Origin of the sequence: Chryseobacterium turcicum (genome assembly GCF_021010565.1) — a bacterium.
Classification (GTDB): domain Bacteria; phylum Bacteroidota; class Bacteroidia; order Flavobacteriales; family Weeksellaceae; genus Chryseobacterium; species Chryseobacterium turcicum.
This window is the reverse complement of sequence record NZ_JAJNAY010000001.1, coordinates 2,836,366-2,858,583: the sequence shown is the minus strand read 5'-3', so window position 1 is coordinate 2,858,583 and position 22,218 is coordinate 2,836,366. Positions and strand designations below refer to the sequence as shown.

The window sequence follows — 22,218 nt, the reverse complement described above, 5'->3', positions numbered from 1 at the left end:
TGCTTTTATTTAATTTAAAAATAAAAAAATGAATAAAATATTTGTTATACTATCCGTTTCATGTTCACTTTTTGCTTATGCTCAAGTGAGAATCGGATCCACAAATTCTGTACTAAATACCACCAATACATCTGTGCTATTGGAGTTTGGTACAGACAACGACAAGGGAATTATTCTTCCCTATGTAGAAACCGTACCTACTGGCGTAAATAATGCTAAAGGAGGTACATTAATTTTTGATGTTTCGGCAAATACAGAGTACAAATTGAAAGTGAAGAATGAAAATGCAGGTTGGAGTGATTTGAGTACTGTTTCAGGGTATTCTACGGCTGTTGAAACACTAGTTAAACCCCCACAGGCTTTGCCTTTGACCGATCAAACAGGTGCAAAAGTCATTATAGGTAATGAAGCGACGACAACAGATGGGATTTTGGTGTTAGACTCCAATACCAAAGCTATGGTTTTACCTATTGTTTCTGATTTTACTGCCATTAAAAATCCATCGCCAGGAATGATGGCTTTTTTGAGAGGTGCTACAACCGATAAACATCGACTCATCGTTTTTAATGGTCAGAAATGGTCTTTTTGGAAACCATAAAACTAATAAACTTGGCTTCTGATGTAAAAGTCAAGTTTTATAAAACTTAGTACATTTTTTTAACAGTAAAAACCACTTTATTTTAAAGTGGTTTTTACTGTTTATCTTAATTTTGCTAGTTGATCCTATGCTTTTAACATATCTGAATTTATTTAATAAAGTTTTTTGAACTTTTATTTTCCTGAGAAACAAAATAGAAAAAGCTAAATAATGGAGCCTTATCGAAGTGTATATACATCTATCGAATTTTGCCATTAAAAAAAATATTTTAAAACAATTAAAACAGTCTGCTTCAAGGGAGCAAAAATGGATGAAAAGACCTATCTGTCTTTAAAAAGTATTGCCGCAAATCTTGATGAGGTAATAATTATTGATTACTGCTATTGCTTTCACTTAATGAATTTTAAATGAAAACAGCCTTTGCGTTGAAGGGATTTTTTTCGTTTGTAAAAGGTAAATTAATTTGCTTGGCAGAAAGAATAATTGCTTTATTTATTTTTTATGCGTAATTGTTTTATTGTCAGCACGTAATTAGCAACGTGATGGTAAAAATAATTTAAAAATAATTTAATATTGCTATACTTTTGTATAGTTTTGAATTCAACAATAATTGTACATAAAAAATGAATCACCGCGTTGGTTTACTTTCTAACACCGAAGAATCGGGTCCTATTTTTGCTCAAGAGAATATTTCTATACAGTTTCTGGAAATAATGAAAGGTATCGCCAGAACAAGTTTCACGTGCGTCTTTATATTAGATATTGAAAATGAAAAAATAAATTTTTTATCAGAGAATCCCTTCTTGCATGGAGGTCTCAATTCTCATGAAATTGAAAAACTGGGCTATAATTATTATAGAAAGTATATCCGAAAAGAAGATTTGGGCGTTTTTAGAGCAGTAAAGTCTTCGGGATTTAAATTTTTTGAATGCCTAACGGTCGAAGAAAAAAAAACATATACGCTAACTTTTGACTTTCATGTTAAAAACTGCGACCATTATGGTTTGCTTGTAAACCATGCAATAACCCCCGTAGAGCTTAATGAAAATGGAGATATCATTAAAATGGTTTGCGCAGTGTCTTATTCTCACAACAGAACCGCAGGGAATATTTGCATCTCATCTAGTCGTTCTGATACCGATTGGAAATATAATATTTTTACAGGAAAATGGTCGGGAGAACCAAAAATCATCCTTAAAGGTCGGGAGATGGATATCATTAGATTGTGTTTGCAAGGACTAAACATAGAAGAAATAGCAGACCGTCTTTGTGTCTCCCCCAATACCGTAAAATTTCATAGAAGCAAGCTATTTGATAAAATTGGAGTCAATAATATATCGGAAGCAATATCTTATGTGAAATCACACAAACTGATTTAGTATAAACGATGAGGTTTTAATTTCCTCAGAAAATTGTGAAATAGAATTATAATTTTGAGACATGTCGTCGGGATGAAAGAAATCCTGCCACAATGCATTCGATATATCAATTATGCGAGTTACGAATAAGTTTATTTTGCCAATAATTAGATGTGAGTGTAATTTTTACTCATTTTAGTAACATTGATTGCTTTAAATTGTATTCAAAAACTCATTTAAGTTCTCTTCCTTACTCAGTCCTATTTTCGATTTTATCTTCGCTTTATAAACTCTAATACTTCCAACGGTAAATTTTTCGAGAAGTGAAATTTCTTTTCCGGATAAATTTAGCTTAAAATAAACACATAACTTCAATTCCTGATGGGTGAGAATAGGAAACCTTTCAGAAAGCTTATCCATAAATAGCTTATTTTCCAGAGAACTTTCGTTAATGAGCTCATTGTTCTTTTTGTCAAGCTGGATTAAGTTGTTTATTTTAAATTGTAAATCTTTTATAATCTCCTCAGGTTCAATGTTTTTTGTTTTCTTTATTTTTTTTAAATTTTCCAGAAATGCTTTTTTAGTTTCTGTTCTCAAATTAAGGTTGAGATGAAGGTTTTTTACTTTTTCTTTTTGCAGCTGAAGGTCTTTTTCAAGAATTTTTTTTGACGTTTCAAGTATTATTTTCTCTTTTTCTATAAGATCCTCCTTTTTCTTTTTTCTCATTCTTAAAATAACGATAGAACCAATAAAAATAACAAATATAAGGACTAAAGTAAACATTAGAAATGCATTTTTTTTCTTTTCATGCTCTTTTTCTTCATTGATTTCTTTTATGATGTAACTATCGATGGCATCTACCGTTTTGCTGAGTTCTTTTTGAGCTAAATTTAGTTCAGCTAACTTCATCGAAACACCTTTAAAGTCTTTGTAATTGTCATTTCTTAAATAATAATCTTTGATGAGTTTGGTTAAAATAATTTTATCTTCCACCTTTTTTATCTTAGGTTCAATAATTTTATCTTCATCACTCCTTTTACCTGCTACATCATAAATATTCAAAATATCTCTGGCTGCGTAAAGTGCCATTCCGTAGTTTCCATTACTTTTAGAAAATTTCCATTTTTCTAAAAGTAATTTTTCAGCAACATCGTATTTTTTTAATTCCCAATAATAGTGAGCCAAGCTGCCCTTCATGTAATAAATAAAAACGTTTTGCTCATTATTTATTTTCTTTTGCTGCGATAATATTTGTATTCCTTTATGAGCTTCTTGAATAGCTAAATCTACTTTTCCCATTTTATCATAGCACATCCCAAAGTTATTATGCATAGAGGCTATATAAAGCAGGTCTTTCTTTTTATTGTAGATATTTAATGCTTTTTTAAAGAAAACTAATGCGTTTTTGTAGTCTTCTTTATTGTAGAAAAGGCGTCCTTTAAAATGGTATAAGTGAGGGAGGTAATATTTATTTCCCATACTTTCATTCAACTCTATAGCTTCATTGATATATTTCATTGACCATTCGGGAGAGCTGATTTCAAACTGAGTTGCCAGATTGTAATTACAAGCAATAGACACGTACTTATACTTTCCGTTATTGAGTTTCAAAAGATCATATACGAGGGGGATTTGCTCATTCCTTTTTTCAGAATAGTAAAGTACATTTACGTATTTACTGCTTATTTGGTAAAGTCGTTTTTTATCTTGATTATATTTTTGTAATTCTTCATTATAAAATCTCTTAACAATTGCATCACGATCTTCTTTTGCAGAGGCAATAGAATTGTTTATTTTCTTATTTAAAGAATCAAAATAATCATCATCACCTGAAGAGTTGCAGGAGATAAATAAAAAACTAAATGTAAAAAAATAGAGTAGATATTTAATCATCTATGTATAAATGTCTTTTATGGTGACAATATTAGTATATTTTTCTATGAATTATGAGATAAAAAGCATTAAAAATTACTTTTCATTGAATTAACGCTTTTTGTTTTTTAATCTATTTGTTTTCAGTTATTTATTGTTTTAAAATTAACGTTTTTTTTAACGATTAAAGTTTCCATTAATATTAATTAATGCCTCTTTTTTTACTAATTTATTTTTCTCAATGTATTTTCGTTTCTATACGATTTGAAAAAATCTAAAATCTATTTGAAAAATAAGCTTTTTAAATAAATAATTTTAAAAAGAAATGTAAAACTTATGAATCATTTCATCGTTATGAATGATGATTTATGATAATGATAATTTTAAAATGAAGTTAGATTACAAAAAAATCCACATTGGAGATTTAATTCGAAAAGAGGTAGAAGCAAATAATATTGAAAGTACTCGCATCTGCAAATTTATGAATTGTACTGAAAATGAAATAGGAAATATGTATGAAGCAGTAAGTCTTCCGACCAACATTCTTTTACAATGGTGTAAACTTCTTGAGTACGATTTTTTTAGAATTTATTCACAGCATCTGATTTTGTTTTCTGCAAAAAACTCAAGCGTTGCAAGCAGTCAAGAAAATAAAAGCGCTCTTCCAAGTTTTAGAAAAAATCTTTATACGAAAGAGATTATCAAATTTATTCTTGAACTCATCCGAACAGGAAAAAAAACGAATACCCAAATTATAGAGGAATATAAAATCCCTAAAACCACATTATTAAAGTGGATTGAAAAATATTAGAAACATACTATTTAATTTATGAATTGATACTATTTATTAAAAAAACAAAACCAAAAACAATAACATGAACAAACCTGATTACCAAAGGATCTATAGAGATCTTCTTAAAATGAAATTTCCTGAAAAGGAAAAAGATTGCCAACCGATTTTACAGAAAGAGAACTTTTCGCAGTTGGATGTTATCAACCTTGAAATCATCTTATTTGGAAAGAAGCAAAGTGAAGAATTTCTTAATGATGGAAGACATAGATCGTACGATAAGTCTACAATTTTTAAAATTCTTGACTATCAGAAAAACAATAATCTGAATAATTCTGAGCTGGCAAAATATTACGGATTGAGCAGGAATACAGTTGCTAAATGGAAGAAGCATTTTTTAGTGTAAATATTGAAAAAAAATGTAGAGAAACTTTATACTATACAGTTAAAATAACAGAAGGTAAAACAACGCAAATGATTTTCATTGCGTTGTTTTTGTTTTAAAGATGATTTTTTAAAGTTCAAATTTCACTTACCATTCATAAACACTTGCAGATAAATTTTTAGTTTTAATTATAGTTTTCTCACAGCTAATCGAATTTTTATCTCTACTTAACGTGATAAAATAGCAATTTTAAGTGTGTGTTTTCTTTTGAAAAAATGTTTTTAAAGCATTTTTAGCATTGTTGTCGAAGGTTTATTTTTAAGGTAAATGTGAGCTATATGCATTAAAAATGTAGTTTGAGTGTGTTTTTTATAATTAAATATAGAAAAGTTTAATTTTTTAAAGAATTGAATACACTGGTGAAATAATTTTTATTATCTTGACACCCTATTAACCATACACCAAATCATTCAATGAATTTCGATAAATTAATCGACCAATTTAAACTCGACAAACAAGAGTTTTATTTTCAATTCAATTCTCACCCAAACTATCCTTCAGCTTTAGCTTTTAGTGATACTCTTAATTTCTTAGGGTTAAAAAATGATGCCTATGAGTTGGATAAAGAGTACTGGGAAGAACTGCCCGATGAATTCATTGCTTTAGTCAACAATTCTTTTTCTTTGGTAAAAAAGAAGGATAATGCATTCACTATTTATTCTGATAAAGTAAAGAATATAAATAAAAATGAACTTTACAAAAATTCAGATGATTTTGTCTTATTATTTGAGAAAACCGAAACGATAAAAAATACTTCGTCTTTCGATTTTAAACCTTTCATGTATGCCATTTTCGGGATTATCATTTTGTACTCTGTTTTCCGATTAGAATGGTCACAAGCTGTTTTTAATATTTTGTCGTTAATAGGAGTTTATATTTCACTGGAACTTTTCAATCAAAAATTCGGAAATGAGTCTGTTGTAGTTAATAATATTTGTGGAGGAACTGCCAATTCGCAATCTCAAGGTTCGTGTTCTAAAATATTTTCTTCTGATAAAACCAATATTCTGGGATTAAAATTATCAGACTTTAGTTTGATTTATTTCTTAGGGATCACCGTTTTAGGATTGTTATTTCCTGCCACTCAATTTATGCTTAAAGCTATTTCCTGGCTTTCTGTGGGTGTTATTTTGTATTCAGTTTACGTACAGGCTTTTGTTGAAAAGTCTCTTTGTAGAGTTTGTTTGTTAATTATTGCAATTTTATTATCACAAATAGTACTAAGCACAGTGTTTTTTTCGTGGAACTTATCAATAAATATTATTTTAATTTCTGCTGTTTTATTTGCTGCTCTATTCCTAATGCTTGTTTTCATCAATAATTTAACAAACCAGAAAGAAGAACTTAAAAAAGCGAACGCCAAGAATTTAAGGTTTAAAAGAAACTACGATTTATTTAAAAGAGAACTTACTGATAAAGAAAAAATTGAATTTTCTGATAATCAGACTTTTTTATTAGGCAATGAAGATGCAAAACTTCATATTTCTGTGGTTTCTAATCCATATTGTGGGTTTTGTAAAGATGCACATAAGATTCTCGAAGATTTATTAGCCAAATATCCAGATGAAATTTCTGTACAGATGAGATTTAATTATTCCGGTGAAGGGGCTGGTGAAAAATATACCCAGCTTATTTCAGACTTTTCGAATATTTACAAAAACAAATCACAGAAAGAATTTTTAAATACTGTAGATACATGGTTTAAAAATCGAGATGAAAGTGAGATTAAGAAAAAATCAGGATTAGAAATTCCTGAAAATCTTACAAATATTATTCAGATGACTTCAGAAAACGGCTTGGCAGGGCTTAATTTTACGCCCGTTTTCATTATTAACGGCTATCAGTTTCCAGATAAGTATGACCGTGATGATATTCATTATTTCATAAGTGAATTAATTGAAGATGAGGATTTTGTATCCGAAGTTGTTTCTGTTTAATGTGAAATGATTAATTTTAAATTGATTAAAAGCGAGATCCGAAAAGCTTAAAACGAGTAGGAAATTACCAAATTCAATTTTTATGAAAAATTTAAAAAAAATCAACCGACAAGAACTGAAAATCATTCAGGGTGGCCTTGTCTGTACAGGCGGACAACTTTGCCTAATCGACGGAAAATGGAAATGCATGTCATATGATGGATGTGGCGGTGGCAACCAACCTTAATCAATTATCAAATCAACCAAACTATTGTATTATGAAAAATTTAAAAAAAGTCTCAAGAAGTCAGATGAAAGGCATTAATGGTGGAGCTTCAAGTTGTTCTCAAGAATGCTGTCCTCCTCCGGGAATTAAAAGATGCCCAAATATCTATTGTTTTGCACCATGTCCTGTAGAATCTTAAAAATAATTATATGAAAAATTTTAAAAAAATTTCAAGAAATCAGATGAAAAATATTACCGGAAGCGGTGGAATAATCTTAAAACAATGCGTAAATATCTGTTGTCCGCCTCCTGGACAAATTAAATGTCCAAAATTGATTTGCCCGGCTGTAGTTTGTCCGCAGTATGTATAGAAATTTTGTATTATTCGAAGAGATTAAAAAAAATCGAATGATTTTATTTTTTTATTAGATATAATATTTGTATTTAAAAAAAACTCTAAATTGGGATAAAAATAAAGCGTTATCCGAAAAGCTTAAATAGAGTAGGAAAAATAATCAAAAAATATTTTATGAAAAATTTAAAAAAATTATCAAGAGAAAATCTTAAAAATTTAAAAGGAGAAGGAGGAATAGGAGCATCGTGGGATTTATGTCTTGACATTCGTGATGTAAGTTCATGCTATTCTTCTTATGATCATTGTAAACTTTATTCTGGCAGTGGCTGTTTAAATACAATTGAATTTTGTGGCCAAACATTATATTGTATATGGTAATTATCCTTTAAAAAATATCATAAACTAAGGCTGTATTTATACAGTCTTTTTAATATAAAGCGTTGAAAAAAAAATTCCCAAACTACATACAGCCAGATTCCAAAGATTGCGGCCCCACTTGTCTCAGAATCGTGAGCAAACATTACGGAAAAAGTATTTCCCTGCAACAAATTCGGAACCTTTCAGAAACTACTAGAGAAGGAAGCAGCTTGCTTGGTTTGAGCGATGCAGCCGAAGATTTGGGCTTCCGCTCTTTGGGTGTGCAAATTGATTTTAATACATTGACTGAAGAAGTTCCTTTCCCATGTATTGTCCACTGGAATAAAAATCACTTTGTGGTTGTTTACAAAATTGATAAAAATAATACCGTTTATATTTCAGATCCGAGTTATGGGTTGATTACTTATTCTCGAGAAGAATTTATCAAGCGATGGATTGGCGAAAATGCCAACGAAAATACAGAAGAAGGTATTGCTTTAATTCTTGAAACCACTCCTGCATTTTTCCAAACCGAATTTGATGATCACGAAAGCAAAGCGAGTTTTTCTTTCCTTTCAAAATATTTATTTAAATACAAATCGCTGATTATTCAATTGGCTGTTGGGTTGTTGGCAGGAAGTTTATTGTCACTTATTATGCCTTTCCTTACGCAAAGTATTGTGGATGTGGGGATTCAGAATCAAGATTTGAATTTTATTTATTTGGTTCTTCTCGCTCAAGTGATGCTTTTTCTTGGCAGAATGGGAATTGAAGTGATCCGAAGCTGGATTTTACTTCATCTTTCCACGAGAATTAATATTTCAATTATCTCCGATTTCTTTATTAAATTGATGAAACTTCCCATCAGTTTTTTTGATACAAGAATGACGGGAGACATTATGCAGAGAATTAATGACCATCATAGAATTGAGCAGCTTCTGACCAATTCGTCTCTGAATACACTATTTTCATTGGTTAATTTAGTCATTTTCAGTATTGTACTACTGCTTTATGATTATAGATTGTTTGTCGTTTATTTAGTGGGAGCGTTTTTATACATCGGATGGATTAGTTTTTTCCTCAAAAAAAGAAAGGAGCTTGATTATAAAAGATTTTCGCAGGTTTCTCAAGAGCAAAGCAAAGTTATTGAGCTTATCAACGGAATGCAGGAAATAAAAATGCACAATGCCGAAAAACAAAAGCGTTGGGATTGGGAGTTTCTTCAGGTAAAATTATTTAAACTGAAAATAAAATCTCTTTCATTGGAACAATGGCAGTCTGTCGGAGGGAATTTCATTAATCAGATGAAAGATATTTTAGTGAGTTTTCTTTCGGCAAAACTAGTTTTAGAAGGAAATTTGACTTTAGGAATGATGCTTTCCGTTCAATATATTATCGGGCAATTAAACAGTCCTTTACTTCAATTAATTGATTTTATTAAGCAAACTCAGGACGCTAAAATTTCTTTGGAAAGATTGGGAGAAATTCACGATAAAGAAGATGAAGAGAATAAAGATGAGCAGTATGCTAATGAAATTCCTGAAAAAGATATAGAAATCAGGAATATGTCTTTCAGATATATCGGTTCGGATGTTCCTGTTTTTGAAAATTTAAGTTTAAATATTCCTCATCAAAAAACAACAGCCATTGTCGGAGCCAGTGGAAGCGGAAAAACGACTCTTTTAAAATTATTAATGAAATTTTATGAGCCTGGTGAAGGCGAAATAAAAATAGGAAATACTCAGATGAAAAATATCTCGCCAAGATTTTGGAGAGATCAGTGCGGAGTTGTGATGCAGGAAGGATATGTTTTTAATGATACAATTGCCAATAATATAGCAGTGGGCGAAGATTATGTAGATAAATCTAAACTAAGAAAAGCTGTCGAGATTGCCAATATTAAAGAGTTTATTGAAGGATTACCATTAAGTTATAACACAAAAATCGGAAATGAAGGTCTTGGTGTAAGTGGTGGACAAAAACAAAGATTATTCATCGCAAGAGCAGTTTACAAATCTCCGGAGTATATTTTCTTTGACGAAGCAACCAGTGCTTTGGATGCTAATAATGAGAAGGTAATTATGGAAAACCTAGAACAGTTCTTCAAAGGAAAAACTGCAATTGTCATTGCTCACAGATTATCAACCGTAAAGCATGCGGATAAAATTATAGTTTTAGATAAAGGAAAGGTGGTTGAAGAAGGAAATCATGCAGAACTGGTTACTTTAAAAGGAGAATATTACAGACTCGTTAAAAATCAGTTGGAATTGGGGAATTAGAAAGAATTACGAAATAATAATTACGAATTACGTAGTTTTAGTTTAAAGTAATTAATAATTTGAATTAAAATATGAAATACAATATTATACAGCAAAAAAGTTATGAATTTGCTCTGAAATCTGTTGCTATTTACAAGAAAATAATAACAGAAAATAAAGAATATGTGCTATCCAAACAGTTTCTTAGAAGTAGCACTTCTATTGGTGCCAATATTGAAGAAACGATAGGTGCACAGAGCGACAAGGACTTTTTATCTAAAATTTCTATTGCATACAAGGAGGCTAGAGAAACGCATTATTGGTTACGATTATTAAAAGATAGTCATTATATTAGTGAAAATGATGCTATTGAAATGTTAAGTCTTTGCGATGAAATTTTGAGAATTATTGGTGAAATTCAGATTACGATAAAAAATCGTAATTCGTAATTTAAAATTCGTAATTACTATGAAGCAAGACATTTTAGACAACATAGAACTTCGCTCAGAAAGCGTTCAGGAAATACTTACCGAGCCACCACATTGGATGTTCCGATGGGGAAATACAATTATATTTATCATATTATTGCTCATTCTGGTGATGAGTTACATTATTAAATATCCGGAATTTGTTCCGGCTCCTATTGTTGTAACTTCTCAAAATCCACCTGAAAAAATTGAAGCAAGAAGCAGTTCGAAAATCGAAAAAATATTTATTAAAGATCATCAAAAAGTAAAAAAAGGGGATGTAATGATGGTTTTGCAGTCTACAGCAAATTATCAGGATGTTTTAAAACTTAAAAAACTTGTAGACTCTATCGCTTCAGATCAGCTGCTTACTTTCCCAGTGAAAGAAGCTTCTCATTTTAAATTAGGAGAGCTTCAAGGAGATTATAATAATTTTGCAAAAGCTTTCCAGGATGAGAATTTATTTACTCGTTTGCAACCTTATGCTCCTGAAAATATAGCCACCAATCTGAGTATCTCAGAATCTAAAAGTAGAATTGCTAATTTAAAGCAACAAAAAAATCTGGAAGTCGCCAAGGCTGAGCTTTCCCGCAAAAGTTATCAGCGGTCTCAAGAATTATTCAATCAAGGGGTAATTGCAGCAGTAGAACTTGAAAGTGAGAAAATAAAATATCTTCAGGCTCAGCAAAGCTTAGAAAATCTAAACATTTCTCTTTCTCAATTGCAAGAAAGTATTTCTAATTTTAATAAAACGAAAAGCGGAACAGCAATCAATATCGAAAAAGATAAAATCACGTATTCGTCGCAAACTCTTCAGTTATTTGAGCAGTTGCGAAAATCTTTAAAACAGTGGGAACAGAGCTATCTCATTATTTCGTCAACTGATGGTATGGCTAGTTTTCAACAGTTTTATGGTGAAAATCAGTTTGTGAAAGCAGGCGACCCTATATTATCTGTTTTACCAGACCGCACAGAGCAATTGGTGGGTAGAATGTCTGTACCGACCGTCAATTCAGGGAAAATTATTCCGGGAGAGAAGGTATTAATTAAACTAGAAAATTACCGTTTTCAGGAATATGGAATCATCGAAGGAAAAGTACAGAATATCTCACTTATTCCCGACGATAAAGGAAATTATTATGTAGATGTTGTATTGCCAAAAGGTTTAAAAACATCTTACAACAAGACGCTGAAATTCGACAAAGAACTAAGAGGAAACGCTGAAATTGTAACTCAGGATTTAAGGTTGATTGAAAGATTCTTTTATCAGATTAGAAAATTATTGGGCTATCAATATTAAAAAGATAAATACTGAACGGCAAGAAAAGTTTAGTTATCCCAACTATTTTTATATTTTTGTTGTGTGAAATTTTTAAGGCTTATAATGATGTTTTATTTCATTGCACTGCTCATCATGCCGTGCAGTGATGTAAAAGCACAGCCTGTTGAGAATAGTTACAGTCAAGTCTCACTAAATACTGAAGACCCTCATTCTGATATTACAGATGACGGCTGTTCTCCATTTTGTTTTTGCAGTTGTTGCCAGATTACGGTAACGGCTTTTAAAATGGAACCTTTTTCAGAACTTCCTGTTCAGGTTAAAACTTATTTTTCAAAGAAAATTCTTTTCGATAGAAATAATATTGCCTATCAGCTCTACGACCATATTTGGCAACCTCCCAAAATTTAATTTTTAATGATGAGATGAAAGTATTCTTTCATCAAAATTTTTAAAGAAGCTTTGCAATATCATTGCAAGGTATTCTTAGTCATTTTTGTGTTTTCAAAATACATCAATTATTTGATGCAATAATGAAAACGCAGATTAATAAAAATTAAATTCTATGTTAGATAAAATCATAAAATTTAGCATCAAAAATAAAATTGTCGTTGGGATAATGACTTTATTATTGATAATTTGGGGCGTGTGGAGTGCAACCAGATTACCGATTGATGCTGTACCCGATATTACAAATAATCAGGTGCAAATAATCACAGTTTGTCCTACACTTGCTGGGCAAGAAGTAGAGCAGCTGGTTACTTTCCCCATTGAGCAAAGCATTGCCAATATTCCGGATATTGAGGAAACAAGAAGTATCTCCAGATTTGGACTATCTGTAATCACTGTAGTTTTCAAAGAAGATGTTGATGTATATTTTGCACGTCAACTTATTAACGAAAAACTAAAAGAAGCTGCTGAAGAAATTCCTAAAGGAATTGGTCAGCCAGAACTTGCTCCTGTAAGTACAGGGTTGGGAGAGGTTTATCAATATATTCTGCATCCGAAAAAGGGGAGTGAAAATAAATATACTTCGCAAGAACTGCGTACAATGCAGGACTGGATTGTAAGAAGACAATTGAATGGTACTCCGGGAATTGCAGAAGTCAATAGTTTTGGAGGTGAGCTAAAACAATATGAAGTAGCTATTGACCCCAATCGATTAAAAGCAATGGGGGTAAGTGTGACCGATATTTTCACTTCATTAGAAAAAAACAATCAAAACACAGGTGGGGCGTACATTGATAAAAAACCAAATGCCTATTTTATCCGGGGAATCGGGGTGGTAACTTCTTTGGAAGATATAAAAAATATTGCCATAAAAAATAATACAGGCAGCGTTCCAATTTTTATAAAAGATGTTGCGGATGTAAGGTTAGGAAGCGCAGTACGTTATGGAGCGATGACATTCAATGGTAAAGTAGATGCAGTAGGCGGTATTGTAATGATGCTGAAAGGTGCCAATAGTAATGAAGTGGTTAATTTGGTAAAAGATAAAATTCCTACGATTCAAAAATCTTTGCCCAGTGATGTTGTTATCGAACCGTTTTTAGACAGAACAGATTTGGTGGGAAGAGCCATCAACACCGTTGAAAAAAACTTAATCGAAGGTGCATTGATTGTCATTTTTGTTCTTGTATTATTCTTAGGAAATTTTAGAGCTGGGTTAATTGTAGCTTCTGCGATTCCATTAGCATTGCTTTTCGCTTTAGGAATGATGAATGTTTTTGGGGTAAGTGCAAACCTGATGAGCCTTGGTGCGATTGACTTTGGGTTAATTGTTGACGGTGCGGTTATCATTGTGGAAGCTACCCTTCATCATCTAGGACTCAGAAAATCGACTCAAAAATTAACGCAGGCTGAAATGGATGAGGAAGTTTTTCTTTCCGCTTCAAAAATCAGAAACAGCGCAGCGTTTGGAGAAATTATTATCCTTATCGTTTACATTCCGATTTTAACTTTGGTTGGAGTAGAAGGTAAAATGTTTACACCGATGGCAAAAACAGTAGGTTTTGCAATTTTAGGAGCTTTGATTTTATCATTAACTTATATTCCGATGATGAGTGCTTTGTTTTTATCTAAAACACCCTCTACAAAAGAAAACTTTTCGGATAAAATGATGCGGAAATTGCAGAATATTTATCAGCCTTTATTACAAAAAGCATTACGATTAAAATATATTATCGTTTCGGCTACAGTCGTATTATTTACCATCAGTATTTTAATATTCAGCAGAATGGGAGGTGAGTTTATTCCACAATTACAAGAGGGAGATTTTGCATACCATTGCATTTTACCACAGGGAAGTTCATTGACGCAAAGTGTAGAAACATCGATGCAGGCATCAAGAATCATTAAGCAATTTGACGAAGTGAAAATGGTGGTAGGGAAAACAGGTTCAGCCGAAGTTCCTACAGACCCGATGCCACCGGAAGCCACCGATATGATTATTGTTTTAAAACCACAAAAAGAGTGGAAAACTAAAAAATCTTATGATGAATTAGCAGATGAAATCTCTGAAAAGCTGGAAAATATTCCAGGGGTTTTCTTTGAAAAAAATCAACCGATACAAATGCGTTTTAATGAACTGATGACCGGAATTCGTCAGGATGTTGCTGTGAAAATTTTTGGTGAAAATCTAGATTCTCTTGCAATCTATGCGGAAAAAGTGAATAAAGTCATTCAAAATGTAGAAGGCGTAACGACACCGCAGATTGAACGAGTAAGTGGTCTTCCGCAAATCAACGTAGAATACGACAGAACAAGAATGGCAAACTACGGGTTGAATATTGAAGACGTAAATAATACGCTCAGTACAGCTTTTGCCGGGAAAAGTGCAGGTCTTGTATTTGAAAATGAGAGACGTTTTGACTTGGTAGTTCGTTTAGACAGCATTCACAGAACCAATATTGATGATGTGAATAATTTAATGATTTCTACTAATTCAGGAAATCAAATTCCGCTTTCGCAGGTTGCTAATATCAGTTATAAACTCGGTCCTGCACAGATAAGTCGTGAAGAAGGAAAACGTAGAATCGTCATCGGTTTTAATGTGAAAGACCGCGATGTGGAAAGTGTGGTGAAAGAGATTCAGGCAAAATTGGATGATAAAGTGAAACTTCCTTCAGGTTATTATTTCACGTATGGCGGGCAATTCGAGAATTTACAAGCAGCAAGTAAACGACTGATGATTGCGGTTCCTGTTTCTCTTTTATTAATCTTTATGTTGCTTTATTTTACTTTTAAATCTTTAAAACAAGCCGCTCTGATTTTTACTGCTATTCCTATGAGTGCCATTGGTGGAGTTTTTGCATTAATTATTCGGGATATGCCATTCAGTATCAGCGCAGGAATTGGTTTTATTGCATTGTTTGGTGTTGCCGTTTTAAATGGAATCGTTTTAATAGGAACATTCAACCAATTAGAAAAAGATGGCGAAACCGATATTTTGAAACGTGTTTTTGAAGGAACTAAAGCAAGGCTTCGTCCGGTTTTGATGACTGCAGCTGTAGCATCTTTAGGATTTTTGCCAATGGCGATTTCCACCGGAGCGGGTGCGGAAGTTCAGAAACCTTTGGCAACCGTCGTTATTGGCGGATTGATAACGGCAACTTTCTTAACATTATTCGTTTTACCAATGCTTTACATTATTTTCAATACAAAATTGAGAAGAAAGGATATAAAAATGAAACCTATAACGACCGTGATTATTTTAGGGTTTTTATTTTTAGGACAGACATTATCAGCTCAAACCATAAAGATAGTATCCATTGAGCAGGCAACAGAAATGGCGCTGAACAATAACTATTCAATACAATCAAAAGATTTGGATATTAAAGTTTCTGAAAGCCTGAAACCAACAGCCAACGAACTTCCAAAAATGGATTTGAATGCACAATTAGGACAATACAACAGCCCGAAATTTGACCAGTCGTTTTCCATTTCGCAAAGTATACCATTTCCTACTTTATTTAAAGCAAGAAAAGAACTTATCGCGCAGGAAATTAAAGGAAAGCAAATTAATAAAGAAGTTACAGTTAATGAACTTGCAAAACAGGTAAGAACTTACTTTTATCAAATTGAATATCTGCATTACAATCAGGCTAAACTCTTGAAACTAGATAGTCTTTATCAGGACTTTATCAGAATTGCAACGGTAAGATTTAATGCCGGAGACATCAAAAAAATAGAAATAAGCACTGCAGAAACACAGAAAGGAGAGATTAACTTGTTACTAAATCAGAATAAAATCTATCTAAATAATGCCTACAAAAATTTAAAAACACTTCTGAATACGGATGATAACATTCAAATATCTTTTAATAAGAATTATGAACCTTTGAAAGCTGAATACGTTCTAGATAGTACAGCCATTGCTAACCATCCGACGGTAAAAGCTTTTTATCAAGAAATGGAAATTGCCGATAAGAACAAAAACGTGGAAAAGTCACAAGGTTTACCCGAATTCAGTTTAGGATATACGAATCAGTCGATTATTGGTTTTCATACGCTGAATGGTCAGGAAAAATATTTTAATTCAGGAAACCGTTTCAGTGTTGCCAACATTGGAATTGCAATTCCTTTAACTTTCGGAGCAACCAAAGCAAGAATTCAATCGCTGGAATATCAGAAACAAATGGCGGAAACGAATGCCAAACAGCAACAAAAGCAGTTGACAGCTCAGTTAGAAAATGCATTAGGTCAATATCAACAAGATATTCAGCAATACCAATATTACGTTGAGCAAGCTTTACCGAATGCTGAAAAAATTGTGAAAGCGGGACAGCTTGGCTATAAAACCGGAGAAATCTCTTACGTTGAGTATTTATTTGCTTTGCAGACTGCCACCAATATTCAGCTGAAATATCTGGAGTCTATACAACAGGTCAATCAGTCTGTCATTACCATTAACTCTTTAATCAACAAATAAAATGAAAAAAAATATCATTTATACTGCTTTTATCTTTGCTTTTCTGGTAAGTTGTGGCAAAAAAGAAACAACTGCAGAACCTGAAGGTGAAGTTAAAACCGAACAAACCGAAGAACATAGTGAAGAAGCACCACAAACGATTGCCAGTCTTACCGACGAGCAAATAAAAAGTGTCGGGGTTACCTTAGGAAAAATCGAAATGAAAGAATTGACTTCCACGATTAAAGCTAATGGCGCATTAAGAGTTCCAAACAATAATAAAGCCACAATCACTTCGATGTATGGCGGAATTATCAAGACCCTGAATGTTCAGATTGGAGATTTTGTAAGAAAAGGTCAGGTCATCGCATCCATCAGCAATCCTGAATATATTCAATTACAAGAGCAATTTCTTATGGTGAAAAGTAAGATTTCGTTTGCCGAACAGGAATACAGAAGACAAAAAGAACTCTTCGATAATGATGCCGGGGCAAAGAAAAACCTACAAAGTTCTGATGCCGAACTGAAAACTTTACGAACGCAAAAAGCCTCTTTACAAAGACAACTTCAGATTATGGGAATCAACCCTGCAAATGTGAATAATGGCAATCTGCGCTCAGGTTTGGTTATTACCTCTCCAATCAGCGGAACGGTTAGTAATATTTCTGCACAAATAGGAAGCTATGTGGATATCTCGTCACCCGTTGCCGATGTGATTGATAATGGTTCTTTGCATCTTGATTTACAGGTTTTTGAAAAAGATTTACCTAAAATGAAAGTAGGACAAATTGTTCATTTTAAACTGACCAACAACCCGGAAACCGAGTACGATGCAAAGGTTTATAGCATCGGTTCATCTTTTGAAAATGAAAGTAAGACTATCTCTGTACATTGTTCTGTCACAGGAAATAAAACCGGATTAATCGATGGAATGAATATCACAGGAATTGTAAGTCTTGATAAAAGTACAACACCAGCAGTTCCTAGTGAAGCGATTGTAGAAGCAGACAGCAAATATTATATTTTCATTAAAACCAATAAAAAACCTGAAGAGCATTCTCATTCTGAAGAAAAAGGCGAACATACAGATGAAAAGAAAGCTCACGAAAAAGAATCTAAAACCGTCAATTTTGAAAAAATAGAAGTTGTAAAAGGATCTTCTGATATGGGATATACGGCAATTACAACCGTTAACGAAATTCCTGCTGATGCAGAGGTGGTTACAAAAGGTGCATTTTTTGTCAATGCCAAATTATCAAATTCTGGAGACCACGCACATTAAGTTTTATTTAAAAATTTATTTCCAATAAAAGTAACGTCTGTAAATTTTACAGACGTTGCTTTTTTAATTATGGTTCCTTAAATTAGATTTCATTCATCAGTTCCTGAAACTTTTCAGCAAATAATCCGATATGAAAACCATCCATCAAACCGTGATGTGCATGAATGGAAACGGACATTAATTTTTTACCATTGCTCTCGGTTACTTTACCGAACGAGATTTTGGTACAGCTGTCCGGAAATGTAAAGCTTCTTGCGTGAGAAAGTGAAGTAAAATCTAACCACGGAACAGCCGAAAAATGAATAACATTTTCTCCCGAACCTGCAGGAATTAAACCTGTAGATTGCTGTACTCTTACAATTTCTTCTTTTGCATTTTTGATAAACAATTCTTCATTTTTATCATAGTCTATATAAGAAAAACCAAAGGTTTCATCGGGTCTGTTGATGGTTGCAGAAGCATTGATTTGGTCAAACAAATACACTTCTTTATCAATAATTCTATAGCGGAAATTTTCTATTGCATTAGCAGCTTTTAAAGCTCTGTACAGATAATAAAGAAAAAAAGAGTTACCTTTTGCTTTCGCTTGTTGGTAAGCTAAAGTACAATCTATATTGATGGTTACTCCAAAAAAAGGTTCTTCAAATTTTGAGAAAAACTGGAAATGGTCTTTTCTTTTCCAGCTATTTTGATTAATAAGTTGTTTCATATTTTATTAAATTTTATATTAAAAATTGATTAGAATCACTAATTTTATTTTTCAGCAGTATTGTGTATTTTTCTGCTGCAAATTTCAACCTATATAAAAAATCCCGAAAGGACATTTGTCCCGAATAAGAATATGCTACGTACCAACCTGACATTTTTAGACTTTATTACCAAACTTTATGAGAAGCAGGAGCGAAAAGAAGATGTGATTTTGAAACAGTTTGCAAAAGGGCAAAAGCTTTTAATTCAGAATGACAATTCGTCCAAAGTCATGTTGATGAAAGAGGGGATTGCAAAATGCTATTTCAGTGAAGAAAATGATAAAGAATTTATTCTTGAATTTTTAGGAAATGGCGAAATTATGGGCGAAATAGAATGTATTAGAAATACTCCTTGTTTATGCAATATTGAAGCGATGACCCATGTTTCTGTGTATGCATTGTCGGTTCCATACTTTCGCGAACTTTTAAAAAATAATTTAGAACTCAATGCTCTACTTGTTGATGCTTTTGCAGAGCGCATTGTGAATACTTCAAAGCGGGCATCTTTTCAGCAGCTCTATACGGTTGAACACAGTTTGCGAAAGCTTTTAGACCTTCAGTCAGAACAGGATATTCAACTTTCCAAGGAAGATTTGGCAGCGTATTTGGGGATTTCTGTAAGAAGTTTAAATAGAAGTCTGAAGAATTTGGAGGGGTAATTTTAAGAATTATTAGTTAATTTTTTATATTGCATTAAAATATCTTCTGAATCATCAGTTTGCTGAATTTTTTCAAAACCAGCTTTTAAATAAAAATTTTTAGCTTTTAGATTATGAATAGATACTTCGAGGAAAATTTCTAAATAACCGTATCGTTTTGTGGCTTCTTTTATGGTTTCCTGAATTAAATTCAACCCAATATTTTTTCCCTGAAAACCTTTCTGAACATACATTTGATAAATATTTCCTATGTTTTCATCGCTTTTTACAAAAGTACATATACCGATTAATTCTTGATTGGCAAAAACACCATGTACAAATTTGTTGATTGTCTGTTTTTCAATATCGTCTTCTAAAGTAAGTTTTCTTATATTCAATGTTTCCTGATAGTTTGCACAAAAAGCTTCCGGAAATTCTTTTAAGCTTTCCAGCCGGATTTTTCGGTAATCTTTACTTTCACACGGTAAAAGATTTCGGTATTTAATATTCATGAAAGTTTATACTTCGATTTGATAAATTCTAGATTCTTCTTCCCAAGGATGATAACCTTGTCCGATATATTTGAAGTCATATTTTTCGTAAAACCCAATATGATCTGTACATAGATTCAGGTACTTAAAACCTCCCGATTTTGTATCTTCTTTAGCTTTGTTAATCAAAAGTTGACCGTAATGATTTCCTCTGTGATTTCCATCAATAAACATGGCACAAAGCCAAGGATACAAATCCATTCTACTGATAAAATCATTAGTGATTAATCCGGCGCAACCAATTATTTCTTCATCTTTTTCCAATAAATACCACTGAGGCAAAAACTGTTCTGCATCAATACTATTCGATATACAATCTTCATAAATTATAGGCGAAATTTCAGACCAGCTTTTCTGGAAATATTGAATTGCTTTTTCTATATATTCAGGATTTTGTCTTACAGATATTATTTTCATAAGTATTTAATTTCAACTTCATTTGATATAAGAAAAGTAAACTTACTAAAACCCTGTGGAATTTAAAAGTTTATTAAGACAAAAACCGATTAAAAACTTCCAACATGAAAGAGTAGGATGCTGTAAAGCCTCGGAATGTATATTTTTATGCTTCATATTCAAATTTGCATAAATATAAGAACATATCTTAATATAATAATGTTATGAAATATCGAAATACATCTAATTTCTTTTGGTCACTATTAATTCTCGCTGTATCATCTTCAGCACTGAAAAGCCAGGATAAATTCCCCGACGGAATTGTAATTCCAAAATGGTTTAAAGAAAATAAACCGACCGATATCAACAATATTTTCAAATATAAAAGATTGCGTAATTTTATGTTTTCAATATTTTAAAAGTCACATTTGGAAACAAAAAAAAAGAGAAGTAAACAAGTTATTTCTCTTTTTGTATCTATTAAATAAAGCTGATTTATAATTTAAAACTTATAAACAAATGCATTAATATTCATTCCTGCACCTACTGATGCAAATAACACAATGTCATTTTTTTTAATTGAATGCGTAGGCAATTCGTTATTTAAAATCATCGTCAATAAGGTAGGTATTGTTGCAACACTGCTGTTTCCGAGTTTACTGATTACCATCGGCATAATATCTGGAGGTGGAGGAGTGTCATATAACTGATAGAATCGGTTAACAATCGCTTCATCCATTTTTTCGTTTGCCTGATGAATAATGATTTTATCAAGCTGGTCTATTGTATAGCCACTTTGGTCAAGACATTTTTTCATTGCATCCGGAACATTGATGAGGGCAAATTCATAGATTTTCCTGCCATCCATTTTGATGTATCGGGTGTCTGGGCAATTATCGGTATTATAAGACTTCCCAAAATTTAAAAAATCTTTCTCTTTATAGGTATGAGATGCCGAAATATGAGATTTTATACCCGAATCATCGTCATCTTCATTGGCTTCTAAAATGATTGCTCCTGCTCCGTCTGCATAAATCATGCTGTCTCTGTCATGCGGGTCTGTCACACGAGAAAGAGTTTCCGCTCCAATAACCAAGCATCTTTTAGCGATACCCGATTTAATGAATGCATTAGCCTGAATCACTCCTTCAATCCAGCCTGGGCATCCAAATAGTAAATCGTAACCAACACAGAAATTATTTTTAATCTGTAATAAATTTTTTACTCTTGATGCAAGACTAGGAACGGCATCCGACTGTATCGTACCAGACTTTACATCGCCAAAATTGTGAGCAAAAATAATATAATCTAAAGTTTCAGGATCAATTTTCGAGTTTTCTATTGCATTTTTAGCCGCAATAAATCCCAAATCAGAAGTTACCTGATTGTCACTAGCATATCTTCTTTCTTCAATTCCTGTAATTTTTTTTAATTTACTGGTAATTAAGTGGTTGTCTTCCTTTAGGTTTTCGCCCTTTTCATTAAGGAAAATATGGTTGTCGAAAAACAGATTGGTAATAGTTTCTAATGGTATGTAGTTGCCTACACCGATAATTTTACTTTTCATATTGCGGGAGTCCCTTTGTTGAGATTCAATAAAATATTATGAATAATTAATATTTTTATAATAAAGATAGTTATTTTGTGGCGAAAGATACTATAAAAAATAATCTATTACAACGATTTAACATTCGATACATACAAAAATATGGATTGGATAATTTAATGTATAACAATAATTCATACTCTATACATCATAAATGACTGTATGA

At 32.2% G+C, this 22,218-nt stretch carries 21 protein-coding genes; 16 read left to right on the top strand and 5 right to left on the bottom strand.

All coding sequences use genetic code 11. The features are described 5' to 3' along the window. Positions 1-28: 28 nt before the first annotated feature. Positions 29-598, top strand: a complete 570-nt coding sequence (locus LO744_RS13035) for a hypothetical protein (RefSeq protein ID WP_230669889.1) — start codon at positions 29-31, stop codon at positions 596-598. Between the two features lie 623 nt (positions 599-1,221). Then, positions 1,222-1,977 (top strand): LuxR C-terminal-related transcriptional regulator, encoded by a 756-nt coding sequence (locus tag LO744_RS13030; protein WP_230669887.1) that lies wholly within the window; start codon positions 1,222-1,224, stop codon positions 1,975-1,977. A gap of 192 nt (positions 1,978-2,169) precedes the next feature. Here LO744_RS13030 and LO744_RS13025 read toward each other — a convergent pair whose 3' ends face one another. Then, positions 2,170-3,849 carry a tetratricopeptide repeat protein gene (locus tag LO744_RS13025; RefSeq protein WP_230669885.1) on the bottom strand — a complete coding sequence of 560 codons (1,680 nt, stop codon included), beginning with the start codon at positions 3,847-3,849 and terminating at the stop codon, positions 2,170-2,172. Between the two features lie 460 nt (positions 3,850-4,309). On the opposite strand from LO744_RS13025, the gene LO744_RS13020 reads away from it, so the two are divergent. From LO744_RS13020 to LO744_RS12960, 13 genes are all read left to right on the top strand, one after another. Next, positions 4,310-4,639: a hypothetical protein gene (locus LO744_RS13020; protein ID WP_317207257.1), complete on the top strand. Its 330-nt coding sequence runs from the start codon at positions 4,310-4,312 to the stop codon at positions 4,637-4,639. 64 nt (positions 4,640-4,703) lie between these two features. After that, a complete protein-coding gene (locus LO744_RS13015; RefSeq protein ID WP_230669881.1) occupies positions 4,704-5,024 on the top strand; it encodes a helix-turn-helix domain-containing protein in 321 nt (106 codons plus the stop codon). Between the two features lie 452 nt (positions 5,025-5,476). Beyond that, positions 5,477-7,000: a vitamin K epoxide reductase family protein gene (locus LO744_RS13010; protein ID WP_230669879.1), complete on the top strand. Its 1,524-nt coding sequence runs from the start codon at positions 5,477-5,479 to the stop codon at positions 6,998-7,000. 82 nt (positions 7,001-7,082) lie between these two features. Continuing rightward, the gene (locus tag LO744_RS13005; protein ID WP_230669877.1) at positions 7,083-7,226 is read left to right on the top strand and encodes a bacteriocin-like protein; all 144 of its coding nucleotides are present in this window, start codon (positions 7,083-7,085) and stop codon (positions 7,224-7,226) included. A 31-nt stretch (positions 7,227-7,257) separates the two neighbouring features. After that, on the top strand, positions 7,258-7,404 hold the full coding sequence (locus LO744_RS13000; protein WP_230669875.1) for a bacteriocin-like protein: 147 nt from the start codon (positions 7,258-7,260) through the stop codon (positions 7,402-7,404). 10 nt (positions 7,405-7,414) lie between these two features. Continuing rightward, entirely contained in the window at positions 7,415-7,576 is a 162-nt protein-coding gene (locus LO744_RS12995; RefSeq protein WP_230669873.1) for a bacteriocin-like protein, read from the top strand. Between the two features lie 158 nt (positions 7,577-7,734). Then, positions 7,735-7,938 (top strand): bacteriocin-like protein, encoded by a 204-nt coding sequence (locus tag LO744_RS12990; protein ID WP_230669871.1) that lies wholly within the window; start codon positions 7,735-7,737, stop codon positions 7,936-7,938. A gap of 62 nt (positions 7,939-8,000) precedes the next feature. Further along, on the top strand, positions 8,001-10,196 hold the full coding sequence (locus LO744_RS12985) for a peptidase domain-containing ABC transporter (RefSeq protein WP_230669869.1): 2,196 nt from the start codon (positions 8,001-8,003) through the stop codon (positions 10,194-10,196). 71 nt (positions 10,197-10,267) lie between these two features. Next, the gene (locus tag LO744_RS12980; RefSeq protein ID WP_230669867.1) at positions 10,268-10,624 is read left to right on the top strand and encodes a four helix bundle protein; all 357 of its coding nucleotides are present in this window, start codon (positions 10,268-10,270) and stop codon (positions 10,622-10,624) included. Between the two features lie 19 nt (positions 10,625-10,643). After that, positions 10,644-11,942: an HlyD family secretion protein gene (locus tag LO744_RS12975; protein WP_230669865.1), complete on the top strand. Its 1,299-nt coding sequence runs from the start codon at positions 10,644-10,646 to the stop codon at positions 11,940-11,942. Between the two features lie 63 nt (positions 11,943-12,005). After that, positions 12,006-12,332 carry a DUF6660 family protein gene (locus tag LO744_RS12970; protein ID WP_317207256.1) on the top strand — a complete coding sequence of 109 codons (327 nt, stop codon included), beginning with the start codon at positions 12,006-12,008 and terminating at the stop codon, positions 12,330-12,332. A gap of 154 nt (positions 12,333-12,486) precedes the next feature. Then, the gene (locus LO744_RS12965) at positions 12,487-16,851 is read left to right on the top strand and encodes a CusA/CzcA family heavy metal efflux RND transporter (RefSeq protein ID WP_230669861.1); all 4,365 of its coding nucleotides are present in this window, start codon (positions 12,487-12,489) and stop codon (positions 16,849-16,851) included. A gap of 1 nt (position 16,852) precedes the next feature. After that, positions 16,853-18,112: an efflux RND transporter periplasmic adaptor subunit gene (locus LO744_RS12960; protein WP_230669859.1), complete on the top strand. Its 1,260-nt coding sequence runs from the start codon at positions 16,853-16,855 to the stop codon at positions 18,110-18,112. Positions 18,113-18,194: 82 nt separating this feature from the next. On the opposite strand, the gene LO744_RS12955 is transcribed toward LO744_RS12960, so the two are convergent. After that, positions 18,195-18,821: a CatA-like O-acetyltransferase gene (locus LO744_RS12955; RefSeq protein ID WP_230669857.1), complete on the bottom strand. Its 627-nt coding sequence runs from the start codon at positions 18,819-18,821 to the stop codon at positions 18,195-18,197. Between the two features lie 132 nt (positions 18,822-18,953). Here LO744_RS12955 and LO744_RS12950 point away from each other — a divergent pair, with 132 nt between their 5' ends. Next, complete coding sequence (locus LO744_RS12950; protein WP_230669855.1) at positions 18,954-19,520, top strand: Crp/Fnr family transcriptional regulator; 567 nt, start codon at positions 18,954-18,956, stop codon at positions 19,518-19,520. Positions 19,521-19,522: 2 nt separating this feature from the next. On the opposite strand, the gene LO744_RS12945 is transcribed toward LO744_RS12950, so the two are convergent. From LO744_RS12945 to LO744_RS12935, 3 genes are all read right to left on the bottom strand, one after another. Continuing rightward, entirely contained in the window at positions 19,523-20,011 is a 489-nt protein-coding gene (locus LO744_RS12945) for a GNAT family N-acetyltransferase (RefSeq protein WP_230669853.1), read from the bottom strand. Between the two features lie 6 nt (positions 20,012-20,017). Then, positions 20,018-20,467 (bottom strand): GNAT family N-acetyltransferase, encoded by a 450-nt coding sequence (locus LO744_RS12940; RefSeq protein ID WP_230669851.1) that lies wholly within the window; start codon positions 20,465-20,467, stop codon positions 20,018-20,020. Between the two features lie 481 nt (positions 20,468-20,948). Then, complete coding sequence (locus LO744_RS12935) at positions 20,949-22,013, bottom strand: 3-oxoacyl-ACP synthase III family protein (protein ID WP_230669849.1); 1,065 nt, start codon at positions 22,011-22,013, stop codon at positions 20,949-20,951. Between the last annotated feature and the right edge of the window lie 205 nt (positions 22,014-22,218).